Genomic DNA, 13,373 nt, shown 5'->3' on the forward strand with positions numbered 1-13,373 from the left:
GGCGTGTCTTCCGATTCCAGGCATGATCGGCGGCTCTCCCCATGAATGCTCAATACGAGCCACGCTGCGAAAACAGAGCGGGAATGGTCTTGGCAATGATGATGAAGTCCCGGCCGAGCGACCAGTTGTTGAGATAGTGAACGTCGAGGGAAACCCGATACTCGTAGCTGACATCATTGCGCCCGCTGGTCTGCCAGTGACCGGTCAGGCCGGGGCGGACGGCCATGTAGGCCCATATATGCTCGCCGTAGCGCGGCAATTCCTCGGCCGTGACCGGCCGGGGGCCGACAAGGCTCATGTCGCCACGCACGATATTGATCAGCTGCGGGAGCTCGTCGATGCTCGACCGCCTGAGGATATCACCGACAGCCGTGATTCTCGGATCGTCCTTCAGCTTGCGAGTCGCTTCCCATTCGCTTCGCGCAGCCGGATTGTTTTGCAGCAATTCGGCAAGCTGAGCACTCGCATTGGTCTTCATCGTGCGAAACTTGAGGCATCCGAACGGCGCTCCGCCGACGCCGATGCGCGTATGGGAATAGAAGACCGGGCCGCGGTCGCTCATCTTCACGATCATTGCGACGATCAACAGAAGCGGGGAAAGCAGGATCAGGGCCGTGACTGCGATGACAAGGTCTAGCGCGCGCTTGGACGATCTGCCTGCCGCACGAGGCCGGGACGAATGGAGATCGTCGCCTTTTGCGGACCGTCCGACACGCGACCAAGCCTCGAAACTATGTGCTTCCCATGTCATCGCTGGTCTCCAAAACATTCCGATTAAGAACCGTTCAAAGTTTGCTGCGCCGCACTCTGGTTGTCTGTTACCAAGGTCATAATCCTTAACAAATTCTTTATGCTACTAACGGGCATTCGAGAATTCGGATTACACCTTGATGGCCTTCTTTTCATTTCAAACGACAATCTAATCTAATTCGTGCTGATTATCTGCTGAAACTTATTTATAAGTTTTGATATCATCATTTCGATTGTTGCCGTTTTTTATTCAGTAAGCCATTTTAATAGGCATCCATCTTCGGTCGCGTGGCGGTTTTTTGGCTTCGTTGAGATTTTGATTCCTTTTTATGGTGTCTATTTTTGTTTTGAAGCTAAATATATACTTTATCTTTACGTCATACCTCCGTGATGTTATTTGACTCTCATATTAAGACAATATAAATGATGCAGTGCAGCATTGCCTATGGTTATCGAGTGGAGTTATGCGCATGGATGGGGCGACACAGGCATCAGATCGCAGGGCCGGCATCGGCAAGGCGGCGATATCGGCTAACGGCGGCATTCATCTGAACAGCCGCATCGTCATCGACGACGAATTCCTTTCCTGCCGGTCGAGCGTCCGGCGTTTCCGGCGCGGCGAGATCATCGCCGGGGCCGGCGTCCTCGTCGATACGTTCGCGCGCGTCCATTCGGGGGTGGTCAGCGCAAGCACGATGCTGCCCGACGGCAGGGAATTCATTGTCGAGATCATTCCGAAATCCGGCCTCATCGGCGAGCTCGAGGTTCTGCGCAGGCAGACGTTGAGTCTCGAATACCGCGCCGGTTCCGCCTGCGAACTGCATTTCTTCGAAGGCCGGCTGCTGCGCGACATGTACGCCAGCGATCCCTGCTTTCGCGAAAAGGTCTTCTCCAGGGCGCTGGCGCGTATTTCGGAGCTTGAATTCCGGATCATTGCGAATGCGGCGTCGGGCCTGCAGTCGAGGCTGGCCAGCACGCTGCTGCGGCTTTCCGCTGTTTATGGAAGAGATGCGGCAAACAGCGGCGACGAACTGATCATCTCGCAAAATGACCTGGCCGCGACGCTGCCGGCGTCCCGCGAGAAGGTCAATCAATGCTTGCGGCGCCTGCGGGAAGGCAAGATCATCGACGGGGGACAGGGCAGGATTCGCATCCTCAACCGCAAGGCGCTGGAGGCCTGTGCCAACGGCGCGGTTTCGGTGAAGTGATGCGCCCGTCGCTTCCCGAGGCCCTCCGATCCGCCGCAAGCGTCGGCCGGTTTCCCGGCCCCGGCACGACAAAGATCGATCGCGTGGTCATCATCGACGACTATTCGGTGGCCAGAGGCGGTGCGACGGCGCTGGCGGTGCTGTCCGCCAAGCTTTTTCGGGGCCTCGACATCCCTGTGACTTATATTTGCGGGGATGACGCCGCCAATGCGGAGCTCGCTGCACTCGGGGTCGTAATGGTCGGGCTGAACAGCCGCGATCTGCTCAGTGCCGAGCGTGCGAAGGCTTTCGTGACCGGCATTCACAATGGCGCCGCCGTCCGTATGGTCGCGAACTGGATTGCCGCAAACGACACCGCCAACACCGTCTACCATGTGCATGGCTGGCACCAGATCCTGTCTCCGGCGATTTTCAGGGCGTTGATGCCGGTCGCCAGACGATGTGCGGTGCACGCGCATGATTTCTTCACGGCCTGCCCCAACGGCGCCTTTTTCGATTATCAGGCGCAGGAAGTCTGCCTTCGACGCCCGCTCGGCGGAGGCTGCATTGCGACGGCCTGCGACAAGAGAAGTTATTCGCACAAATTGTGGCGGGTTGCCCGCGGCTCCAATATCCTCCGGCGGCTGAAGGATCAGGCCGATTTCGGCCGCATCATCCTGCTGCACGAGAAGATGGCAAGCTTCCTCGTCGGCGCCGGATATCGGCCCGAGCGACTGACGACGATCCGCAATCCCGTCGCTCCGCTCTCCATCAAGCGCATCGAGGCGGAGGCCAACGACGAATTCGTCTTCATCGGGCGGCTGGACGAGGAGAAGGGCATAGAGGACGCCGTGGCCGCCACGCGCAAAGCCGGCGTCAGGCTCTGCGTGATCGGGGACGGGCCGCTGATGCCGCTGGTTGCGGCTTCGGGAGATCACGTCAGGGCCCTCGGCTGGCAGTCGCATGCGGAGATCGGCCCGACCATCCGCAAGGCGCGTGCATTGTTGATGCCGTCTCGCTATCCCGAGCCATTCGGCCTCGTCGCTATCGAAGCGGCCAGGAGCGGGCTGCCGGTCATCATGTCGCGCAGCGCCTTTCTTGCCGAGGAAATGGAAAGAGCCGGCATGGCGATCGCCTGCGATACGGCTGACGAAAGCGCCTTTGCCGATACTTTGACGAGATTTAGCCAAATGCCGAGGCACGAGGTCCGCGCCATGAGCGAGCGGGCTTTCCGGCTGTCGCCGGATCTTGCGTCGACACACGAGGAATGGCGCGACGCGCTTCTTTCCGAATACCACAGCCTGATTTCGAAGAATGCGGTTCCCGAGCTGACAGACGGTGTGGCGATACAAGGAGTATTGAGTTGACCCTTAAGGCAACAACCTCTCTTCCCGACGCGAGGGCATTTCTCGGCGATGCGCCTGTCATGGCGAAAAGACGTGTCTCCGAGGCCGGAAGCGTGAGCGATACCAAGCAGCTTCGTGTCGCCATCGTGCATTATTGGCTCGTTTCGATGCGTGGCGGCGAGAAGGTCGTCGAAGAGCTGTGCCGCATGTTTCCGCAGGCCGACATTTTCACCCTCGTCTGCAACCGGGATCGCATCAGCGATTTTCTGAAGACGCGGAACATCCGCACATCCTTCCTGCAGAAGATCCCCGGTGCGCAGCGGCATTATACCAAGATGCTGCCGCTGATGCCCTTCGCGCTCGAGCAGTTCGATCTGCAGGATTACGATCTCGTGCTGTCGAGCGAATCCGGACCCGCCAAGGGCATCATCACGCGCGCCGACGCCCTCCATATCTGCTACTGCCATTCGCCGATGCGCTACATCTGGGATCAGTTCCATGTCTACCGCCATGGCCTGCCCTGGGTGGGTCGCGCAATGATGTCGATCACCGCGCCGATGCTGCGCGCCTGGGACGTGACGACCTCCTCGCGGGTCGATGTGTTCGTTGCCAATTCCGATTATGTCGCAAGCCGCATCCGCCGCTTCTACGACCGAGAATCCATCGTCATCCATCCGCCGGTTGCGACCGACGATTTTGCTGTGGGGAAGGGGAAGGGCGAGTTCTATCTCTATGCAGGACAGCTGACCACCTACAAGCGGCCGGATATCGCCGTTCGCGCCTGCACCGAGGCCGGCAGGAAGCTGGTCGTGATCGGCGAGGGCGATCAATTGGCCTATCTGAAGTCGATCGCCGGACCGACCGTTCAGTTTCTCGGCCATCAGCCCTTCAACGTTCTGCGCGACCACCTGTCGCGATGCCGCGCCCTGTTGTTTCCGGGGACGGAGGATTTCGGCATCCTGCCGGTGGAAGCCATGGCATCAGGGCGGCCGGTCCTGGCTTTCGACGCCGGCGGCGCCAGGGAAACCGTTTCCTCGCCGCAGGTCGGGTTTCGCTTCGCGCAGCAGACCACGGAAGCTCTGTTGGAAACGATGGCGGCGTTCGAAGAGGTGGAGGACAATATCGATCCGCATGCCATCCGCGCGCACTCGCTGAAATTCTCTTCCGCCGTGTTCCGCGACCGTCTGTCCAGCCTGATCGAGCAGCAACTGACCACCCATGGCGACCGACCCGCCGAGGCCTTCAGAAGACGGCCAGGCTGAGGGCAAGGAACGGAGCTGCCTGTCTTGCCGCTGCGACCGAAACCGTCTCAAACCCTCGACGAGGAATAGATAAACAGATCATGTCAAGCGTATCTCAGAGGACGGCGACGGCGAGCATCTGGACCATCAGCGGAAAATTCCTGGCGCGGATGCTCGATTTCGTCAGCCTTCTGGTGCTGGCAAGGCTTTTGAGCCCTGCGGATTTCGGCCTGGTCGCCATCGCGACCTCGGTGCTGGTCATCGTCGAGGCGATCCTGGACCTGCCGTTGACGCAAGCCCTGATGCGCCAGCCTTCGCCTTCGAACGAGATGTTCGCCACGGCCTTCACCCTCAGCCTGCTGAGGGGGCTCGCCATCAGCCTGCTGATGATGATCATCTCCTGGCCGATGGCGCTGATCTACGACGATTCCCGGCTTTTCGCCCTTGTCGCCGTTCTCTCGATCGCGCCTGCCATGCGCAGCATGATCAGTCCGCGCATGGTTCTTTTCATGCAGCGGTTCGACTTCAAACGCGAGTTCGCGCTCGATCTTATCGCCAAGGGATCGACATTGCTGTTCGGGGTAGGTGTAGCTGTGGCAACAGGCAGCTATTGGGGGCTGGCGATCGGAGCGGTCGCCGGCCCGACTGCGGCGATGATCACGTCCTATGTCTTCGCGCCGATGCGACCGACATTCAGCCTCTCCGAATGGAAGCATTTTCAGGACATGATCAGCTGGAATACCGTCTCGCAGGTGCTGAATTCGATCAATTGGCAGCTGGACCGACTGCTTTTGCCGCGCTTTACGGGCTTATCGACCTTCGGCGCCTTCAGCGTTGCCGACAATATCGCGGGTATTCCATACCAGACCTTCGTCGGCCCGTTGCTGCGCCCGCTGATGGCGGCATTCTCCACTGTCGAAGACCGCCGCAACTTGATCGTCGCCTATTTAAAGGCGACGAATGCGATCACCTTCGTCGCGGCGCCCATTCTCATCGCGCTTGCTCTTCTCGCCGAGCCGACCGTGCGGATCCTCGTCGGCGAGAAATGGGCATCGTCCGCGCCGATCCTGCAATGGCTGTGTCTTGTCAGCCTACTCGGTCTTCCCACGAACATGATGCCGCCATTGGCCATGGTCATGAACAATACCCGTTATGTCGCCCTCAGGATGTTTGTCGAGTTCGCCGTCAGGGCTCCAGTCACCATCCTGGGCATCGCCTATTTTCAGGTAGCGGGTGCGATCGGCGCACGGATCGTGGCAGTCCTCGTCGCCTATGGCGCATCGCTGGTCATCACGCGGCGGCTCATCGGCGCGAGTTTTGCCGCGCAGCTGAATTCGTTTTGCCGGCCGCTGGCCGCGAGCTTGCCGATGATCGCTTTCCTGCTGTGGATGGAGCCGATGCTCGCCGCCATGCCTGTCGGCCTCAACCTGATCGTCAGCCTGGCGCTTTGCGGCGGGGCGGCAGTGGCGATCTTCTGGGCCTTCGCGCTGCTCGTGTGGCAAATTGTCGGAAGGCCCGACGGCATAGAGACCATCGTCGTCCAAAGGCTCATGCCGCGACGAAACGGAGTTCTCATCTCATGATCGAAACAAGTGCAGCCCAACGATTGGTTTGGCGTTTTCGGAGGAGCAGAATGCGTTACGGGATATCTTCTAAGGCTCTGGGTTTGCTAATCGTTCTTGGTCTGGGGGCGTTGCCCGGCCAGCCCAGCGTGGCTCAGGAACCACTCAATATCAATGCCTACCAGCTTACGTTCGAGGAGAGTTTCGACAGTCTCGACGTCTCGGCCTGGGGGGAGAGAAGTTCCCGCTGGATCGCCCATACGCCCTGGAACGGCGATTTCGGTGACGCCCGTTTCACAGATCCGGCCCCCGGCTTTCCATTTACCACCGATCAGGGAATTCTGAAGATCGAAGCACGCAAGGAGGCCGATGGAACCTGGCGCTCAGGCCTGCTGTCGTCGGTGAACCCGAAAGGCGAAGGATTCTCGCAGCAATTCGGTTATTTCGAAGCACGGATGAAGCTGCCGCCGGGCAGGGGCGTCTGGCCGGCCTTCTGGCTTATCGGGCTCGACCGGTCGAAATACACCGCCGAGATCGACGTCCTGGAATATTATGGGCGCGCGCCCTACGAATTTAGCATGGGCTTTCATATCTGGCGTCAGAGCCAAGGCGGCCAGAACACGACCGGCGGCCACTGGCAAACCGTCCAGGACGGAATTCTGAACAGCGAATATCACACCTACGGCGTCGATATCCAAGCCGACAAGACGAGCTTCTACCTCGACCGTCAGTTCATCTGGAGCTTCGACACGCCGAAGGAATTCCACATGCCGTTCTATCCGCTGGTGAACCTGGCACTTGGCTCGGGTTGGCCGATCGATGAAACGCCGAATCCTTCCATTCTGCTCGTCGACTATATTCACGTCTACCAGCGGAAGCCTACTGACGCGGCGAATTGAACAACTGTCGGGGATAGCGTTCCGTCGCTAAAGCGCGTCGCGATCTTTCAGATTCGCTCCTCGCGCTTTAGGTCCTTGTTTTTACGCATGTCGTTGTCGCAAAACCCCTGCACACTTTTCCCGCGACATACTCTAGCGGCCGCAGCTGAGACCGGTTTCCGGGTCGAAGAGATGCATTGCTTCCTCGTCGAAAAAGAGGGTGAGCTTTTCGTTATCGCGGATCGGTGTGCGTGGCGGCAGGCAGGCCATCAGCCGCTGATTTCCGGCAAGGGCGGTGACGACGAGTTCCGGGCCGGTCAGCTCTGCGACCTCAAGGCATCCCTCGATCGACGGGCCGGCACCGTCCGTGCGAAGCGCCTCGGGACGGATCCCGAGGATAAGGTCGCGGCCATCGCCGGCCGTCTGGCGGAAGCGAGCGGGCAGGGGCAGGATCGCATTGGAGCCGGAAAGCGCCAGGCGATCGTCGCGCACCGTCGCCTGCAGCAAGTTCATCGGCGGCGCGCCGACGAAGGTCGCGACATAGAGCGTTGCCGGATGGTTGTAGATCTCCTCTGGCGTGCCCAGCTGCTCGATGCGGCCGTCGCGCATGACGGCGATGCGGCTTGCAAGGGTCATCGCCTCGATCTGGTCATGGGTGACATAGACGACCGTGGTCTTCAGCATCTGATGCAGCCGCTTGATCTCGGTACGCATCTCCATGCGCAGCTTGGCGTCAAGGTTGGAGAGCGGCTCGTCGAAGAGGAATACCTCAGGTTTGCGCACCAGCGCTCGGCCGATCGCGACCCGTTGGCGCTGGCCGCCGGAAAGCTGGCTCGGCTTGCGGTCGAGGAGGTTTTCGATCTGCAGGAGCTTGGCGGCATCGTGTACGGCCCTGTCGCGCTCCCGCGCCGGCACCTTGCGCATTTCCAGGCCGAAACCGATGTTCCGGTGCACAGTCAGATTGGGATAGAGCGCGTAGGATTGAAAGACCATGGCGATGTCGCGGTCCTTCGGATGCACGCCGAGCACCGAGCGGCTGCCGATCCTGACATCGCCGCTCGTCGCCTCGGCAAGGCCGGCGATGATGTTCAGCAGCGTGGACTTGCCGCAGCCGGAGGAGCCGAGCAGCACCAGGAATTCGCCGCTTTCCAACGAGATGTCGATGCCTTTCAGCGTCTCGACGTCGCTATAGGTCTTGCGGATGTTTTGAATTTCGAGCGCGCTCATCGCAAGGGCTCCTGAAGAGATGTCGGGCCGCCATAGTTGCGGGGAAGAGTGGAGATGGCGCGCGAGGCAACCTCGGTTCCCGCCATCAGGCAGGAAACCAGCGGCTCACCGCTTGCGAGCGCGGCGAGAAAGGCGGCGTTGAAGACATCGCCGGCGCCGATCGTATCGACGACTTCGACAACGGGCGCTGCCACCGAAACGGAGCTGCCGTCCGGCCCGATCGCGAGAGCGCCGTCCGGGCCGCGTTTGACGACGACGATCGCACCCGCCGGCATATGCGACCTGATGTGACGCGCGGCCTCGATCGGATCGGCGATGCCGGCAAGCGTCGTCGATTCGACCTCGTTCAGCAGCGCGACACCGCTGCGGGAGAGCCAGGCGCGTGTCGCTGCGCAATTCTCGTCTGTCCAGCCGTCGAGCGGCCAGCCGGTATCGAGCGCGACGGTGATGCCATGGCTGTCGGCCCAGTCGAAGAACTTGCCGTATTCTTCTGTCAGATCGTCGGTCAGGAACGAGCCGCAAAGAAGCGCGTAGCCGTCCTGCAGTCTTGCGCCCTCGATGACGGCGAAGACGTCTGCCAGGCTGAAACGCGGCAGGTGGCCCCTCGTCGTGAAGAAGGTGCGCTCGCCGTCCGGATGGGTGATGCCGACGGAGAGTGTCGTTTTCTCAGGACGTACCGGCCACTTGTCGGAACGGTGGCCGAAGGCTTCGCTCAGCCAGCGGCCGAACTGATCACTGCCGATATTGGCGGCGATTGCGAATTCGACGCCGAGCGCTTGCCAGGCGAGCGCGCTGTTGCCGGCGGCCCCGCCGACGCGCAACTCGTCATGATCGACGATGATTTCCGTCCCGGCCTTCGGCCAGGGGGCGGCCGGGCCAAGGATCAGGTCGACATTGACGTTGCCGATGACTGCAAGCGGCCGCATTCATTCGCTCCGGGTGATTTTGGTGGATCGAACCGGCGTTCCGGCATTCTCCACGCGGGCATCGGCAAAGGCGATCATCAGCCGCTGGGCGACCGGCAGCATGGCGAAGATCGCGGCAAGGCCGGTGGCCGGGGCGGAGCGGATCGTCACCGCTCCGGCGACCGGCGCTTCGCTGGACGCGTCGAACAGGATGACGGGGGCGCCGGTCTCGACCGCGGATGTCGCCATTGCCGTCACCAGGCCAGCCGTCTCGTCCAAGCCGCGGAATAGCACGACGCCGATCTCCGGCCCCAGCATCTCCATCGGACCGTGGCGCAGCTGGCCGCCTTCGAGCGAGAAGCAGGGACGGCGCGACAGCTCGGTCAATCCGAGCGCGAGCGCCTCGGCGATACCCTGCAGCCGGCGGCCCGACGTGACAATGGTCGCGACGTTTTCGAGCGCCGAGAGCGCGGCGGCGATGTCATGATCTTCCGGTGCCTTGAGGGCGGCAAGTGCGGTGTCAGGATCTTCGCCGAGGGCAGAAAGGATCGCCAGATGCAGGGCGAAAGTAACCGTCAGGCTGCGGGTCGCGGCGAAGGCGAGCTCGGTGCCGCCGCTGCCCACCAGCGACGGAGCGGTTTTTGCGAGGAAGGAATTGCCTTCGAGTGTCAGGCCAAAAGTCTCCTCCGTGCCGCCGGTCTCGTTGAACCAACGCACGACCTCGGCGCTTTCGCCCGATTGCGAGGTGACGAAGATCGTCTTGCCGGCGATCGGCAGCGGCTGGCCGAGCTGTTCGGACAGCGGTAAGGCGACGGCATCGATGCCGAGGGCCCGGTAGAGCGGCTCGACGGCGCGGTTGACGGCATGCGAGCCGCCCATGCCGATGAGCAGCAGCCTGCCGGTCTTTTTCAGCGAAGCGGCGGCCGTCGCCGCCATCGGCTGTGCAGCTTCGTATGAGACGATCGCATCGGCATGCTGGCGCGCCATTTCGCGATCGATCGCGGCAAGTCCGGCCGGCCGGGGTCTTTCTGTTGTCATGTTCATCCCTTGACGCCGCCGCTGGTCAGCCCCGAAATCAGGGCGCGTTGCATGACGAGACCGATCAGCACCGGGGGCAGGGCGGCGAGCACGCCTGCCGTCGCGATCAGTCCGTAATCGGAAACGCGGCCGCCGGCGAGATCGGCAATGGCGACGGTCAGCGTCTTGGCGCGCTGGTCCGAGGTGAAGAGCAGCGCATAGAAGAATTCATCCCAGGCTAGCAGGAAGGCAAAGAGGCTGGAGGTCGCCACCACGGGGGCGGCCAGCGGCAGCGTGATGATCCTGAGCGTCTGAAACAGGCCGGCGCCGTCGATCATTGCGGCGGATTCGATTTCGCGCGGGATGGAATCGAAACCCGACTTCATCAGCCAGGTGGTGAAGGGCGCAAGGATGGTTAGATAGACGAGCGCGAGGCCGAAGACGTTGTTCAGCATGCCGAGATGGGAAAGCCCCATATAGAGGGGCACCGCGAGCGCCACCGGCGGAAGCATGTAGGTGGCGATCACCATCGACAGCGACCAGCCGACCGAAGGCGTGCGCGACACAGCCCAGCCGGCCGGAACGGCGAGCGCGATGGCGGCGATCGTCGTCATGCCCGCCACTTCGATGCTGTTGCGCAGCGACGAGGTGAAGGCGGCGCCGGCGCTGTTTTCGAGCGTCGAGAGCAGCACGCCGTAGCGCGAGAAATCTGCCGTCTGCGGCCACCAGCGCAGCGGCTTTGCCGCAAGGTCGGCGGCCGGCGAGATGCTCATGATGAACAGCCACAGGATCGGCGCCAGGATGACGGCGGCAAGCAGCAGCGCGCAGAGGTGAATGAAGGCGGAAAAAAGTGGGCTCTGGCGTTCCATCAGGCCGCACTCCCAGCCGTCTTGCGCACCAGAGCGGCGTAGCCGGCAGCAAGCAGCGTCACCAGCAGCGTGACGATCAATGCCAGCGAGGCGCCGGAGCCTGCCCGCTGGAAGGAGAAGGCTTCCTGATAGACCAGGATCGACAGCGTACGTGTGCTGTTGGCCGGGCCGCCGCGGGTCATGACCCAGATGATGTCGAACACCTTGAAGGCCTCGATGGTGCGTAGCACCAGGGCGACCATCAATGGACCGGCGAGATAGGGCAGGATGACGAAGCGGAAGCGGGCGAAAGCGCCGGCGCCGTCGACCAGCGAGGCGGCGGTGATGTCGCGCGGCACGGCCTGGAGTGCGGCGAGCGCGATCAGCGCAACAAGCGGGAAATTCTTCCAGCAATCGGCGACGATGAGGGCCGCCAGCGCCGTGCCTGGTTCGCCGAGCCAGGAGCGGTAGGCCTCCAGCAGGCCGAGTTGGGTCAGCGCGGCGTTCAGTGCGCCGTATTCCGGATTGTAGATCAGCCGCCAGAGCGTGGCGTTGACGACGGTCGGCAGCGCCCAGGGCAGGATCATCAGGGCACGAAGCGCGGTGCGGCCGCGAAACTGCTGGTTCAGCAGCAGGGCTGCCAAAACGCCGATTACCATTTCGGCGGCGACCGAGATGATCGCGAACCATGCGGTGGTGATAAGCGTGCGCTGGAAATTCGAGCCGGAGATCATCTTGGTGTAATTGTCGATGCCGACGAAGTTTCCTTCAGCACCGACGAGCTTGGCATCGGTGAAGGAGAGGCCGACGGTATCGATCAGAGGCCAGCCGATGACTGAAATCATGACCACGAGAAGCGGCAGCATCAAAAGCCACGCGCGGGTTGTCAGCCAAGTGCCCGACATCAAGGCGACCCTTCTTCGTTATAGGTGTTCGAGACCGGGCGACGGCAGACGCCGCCCGGGTCTTCGTGCTTGATCAGAGGCCGCTATTGTCGGCGGCGGACTTCAGCGCGTCCTCGGGAGAGGACTGGCCGAGCAGCGATTCCTGGATCGCCTGCTGCAGCGCGGTCGAGAGCTCCTGATATTTCGGCGTCGTCGGACGCGGATACATCGCAGCCAGGCCGATCTTGGCGGCCGAGATCAGCTCTTCCTGGCCCTTGGTGACATCAGGGTCCTCATAGGAGGAGGCCCAGATCGGCAGGCTGAGCTTGGCATAGGCATTCTGCGTCGCCTGCGAGGTCATGAAGGTAATGTATTTCCAGGCCTCCTCGGGATGCTGGCTGGCCGAGGTGATGCCGAGACCCATCGAGCCATTGACGGCCGAAGCCTCGCTCTTGCCGGCAATACCCGGCGCCGGCACGACGCCGACCTTGCCCGCGACCTTGCTGTCCTTCGGATTGTTGGCCATGTTGTACATGTAGGTCCAGTTCAGCGCGAAGGCGGCATCGCCGTTTTCAAAGACCTTGCGGACATCCTCTTCCAGGAATTCCTTGGAATTCGGATTGGTGAGGCCCGAGGAATAGCTGGAGACCATGTATTTCAGCGCATCGAGGCCGCCGCCGGTCTGGAAGGCCGGCTTGCCGTCCTTCAGGAAATCGCCGCCATAGGCGCTGACGAGCGTGGTGTAGTCGCAGATCGCGGCTTCGGCCTGCGACCAGCTCCAGGCGATCGGCGTGGCGAGAAGGCCCTTGTCCTTGATCGTCTTTGCCTGCTCGGTCAGTTCGTCCCAGGTCTTGGGCGGCGCCTTGATGCCGGCCTTTTCGAGGATTTCCTTGTTATAGAACAGATATTTGGTGTCGAGGATCCACGGCATGCCGTAATATTTGCCGTTATATTGCACGGTGGTCCAGGCACCCGGCAGCACGCCCTTCTTCATCTCGTCGGTGACGCGCGAGGAGACGTCGACCAGCACCTTGTTGGTGGCGTATTCGGCCGGCCAGATGACGTCGAAGAGGACGACGTCGTAACCACCGCCGGAACCCTGCGCCAGCACCGTCTTGTCGTGCAGGCCTTCATAGGGAACGAATTCGAGATTGACCTTGATATCGGGGTTCGCCTTGGCGAAGGCGTCGGTCATGGCGCGCACATCGGCCTCGCTATAGGCGGCCTGCGCCATGAAAAGCGCGTTCAGCGTCGTTTCGGCGAAAGCGTGCGGCGCAAGGGACACGCCGATCAAGGCCGCACCCAGAAGCGTCTTGTTAAAGGATTTCAGCATTGCAGCCTCCAGTTTTTTGACATTTACGCATTGCCGAGGGCGGCCCTCCGCCATCGGTGTTCGAGAAGGCACGCGTGGAAAGCGTGCCGGTTCGTCGTCTCGGAGCGTCGTCGGAGCCGGTGCCCGCCTCCTGCGTTCCCTGGAACTCTCCGGTTCCTCATTAAGTCAAGTGTCTTGACTTATTACTTCTTCAAC

At 61.6% G+C, this 13,373-nt stretch carries 12 protein-coding genes; 5 read left to right on the plus strand and 7 right to left on the minus strand.

Annotated elements, in window-relative coordinates:
* Nucleotides 1–49: 49 nt before the first annotated feature.
* Nucleotides 50–751, minus strand: coding sequence for a sugar transferase (locus G9X68_RS29005; RefSeq protein ID WP_171605325.1), 702 nt, complete (start codon nt 749–751; stop codon nt 50–52).
* A 469-nt stretch (nt 752–1,220) separates the two neighbouring features.
* Here G9X68_RS29005 and G9X68_RS29010 point away from each other — a divergent pair, with 469 nt between their 5' ends.
* The 5 genes from G9X68_RS29010 (at nt 1,221) to G9X68_RS29030 (ending at nt 6,985) form a co-directional block, all read left to right on the plus strand.
* Nucleotides 1,221–1,958, plus strand: coding sequence for a Crp/Fnr family transcriptional regulator (locus tag G9X68_RS29010; RefSeq protein ID WP_171605326.1), 738 nt, complete (start codon nt 1,221–1,223; stop codon nt 1,956–1,958).
* Nucleotides 1,955–3,304: a glycosyltransferase gene (locus G9X68_RS29015; protein WP_171605327.1), complete on the plus strand. Its 1,350-nt coding sequence runs from the start codon at nt 1,955–1,957 to the stop codon at nt 3,302–3,304. Before G9X68_RS29010 ends, G9X68_RS29015 begins: the two co-directional genes overlap by 4 nt.
* Nucleotides 3,301–4,545, plus strand: a complete 1,245-nt coding sequence (locus G9X68_RS29020; protein ID WP_171605328.1) for a glycosyltransferase family 4 protein — start codon at nt 3,301–3,303, stop codon at nt 4,543–4,545. Before G9X68_RS29015 ends, G9X68_RS29020 begins: the two co-directional genes overlap by 4 nt.
* A gap of 80 nt (nt 4,546–4,625) precedes the next feature.
* Nucleotides 4,626–6,107 carry a lipopolysaccharide biosynthesis protein gene (locus G9X68_RS29025; RefSeq protein WP_168311728.1) on the plus strand — a complete coding sequence of 494 codons (1,482 nt, stop codon included), beginning with the start codon at nt 4,626–4,628 and terminating at the stop codon, nt 6,105–6,107.
* A gap of 50 nt (nt 6,108–6,157) precedes the next feature.
* Nucleotides 6,158–6,985, plus strand: coding sequence for a glycoside hydrolase family 16 protein (locus G9X68_RS29030; protein ID WP_171605329.1), 828 nt, complete (start codon nt 6,158–6,160; stop codon nt 6,983–6,985).
* A 132-nt stretch (nt 6,986–7,117) separates the two neighbouring features.
* Here the strand turns inward: G9X68_RS29030 and G9X68_RS29035 are convergent, their stop codons facing one another.
* The 6 genes from G9X68_RS29035 to G9X68_RS29060 form a co-directional block, all read right to left on the minus strand.
* On the minus strand, nt 7,118–8,191 hold the full coding sequence (locus tag G9X68_RS29035; protein WP_171605330.1) for an ABC transporter ATP-binding protein: 1,074 nt from the start codon (nt 8,189–8,191) through the stop codon (nt 7,118–7,120).
* The gene (locus G9X68_RS29040) at nt 8,188–9,117 is read right to left on the minus strand and encodes a PfkB family carbohydrate kinase (protein ID WP_171605331.1); all 930 of its coding nucleotides are present in this window, start codon (nt 9,115–9,117) and stop codon (nt 8,188–8,190) included. Before G9X68_RS29040 ends, G9X68_RS29035 begins: the two co-directional genes overlap by 4 nt.
* Nucleotides 9,118–10,140, minus strand: a complete 1,023-nt coding sequence (locus G9X68_RS29045) for an SIS domain-containing protein (protein ID WP_171605332.1) — start codon at nt 10,138–10,140, stop codon at nt 9,118–9,120.
* Nucleotides 10,137–10,982, minus strand: a complete 846-nt coding sequence (locus G9X68_RS29050; protein WP_171605333.1) for a carbohydrate ABC transporter permease — start codon at nt 10,980–10,982, stop codon at nt 10,137–10,139. Before G9X68_RS29050 ends, G9X68_RS29045 begins: the two co-directional genes overlap by 4 nt.
* Nucleotides 10,982–11,866 (minus strand): carbohydrate ABC transporter permease, encoded by an 885-nt coding sequence (locus G9X68_RS29055; RefSeq protein ID WP_171605334.1) that lies wholly within the window; start codon nt 11,864–11,866, stop codon nt 10,982–10,984. Before G9X68_RS29055 ends, G9X68_RS29050 begins: the two co-directional genes overlap by 1 nt.
* 73 nt (nt 11,867–11,939) lie before the next feature.
* Nucleotides 11,940–13,178 carry an extracellular solute-binding protein gene (locus tag G9X68_RS29060; RefSeq protein ID WP_171605335.1) on the minus strand — a complete coding sequence of 413 codons (1,239 nt, stop codon included), beginning with the start codon at nt 13,176–13,178 and terminating at the stop codon, nt 11,940–11,942.
* Between the last annotated feature and the right edge of the window lie 195 nt (nt 13,179–13,373).

The sequence above is a fragment of the Rhizobium changzhiense genome, assembly GCF_013087625.1.
GTDB lineage: Bacteria > Pseudomonadota > Alphaproteobacteria > Rhizobiales > Rhizobiaceae > Rhizobium > Rhizobium sophorae.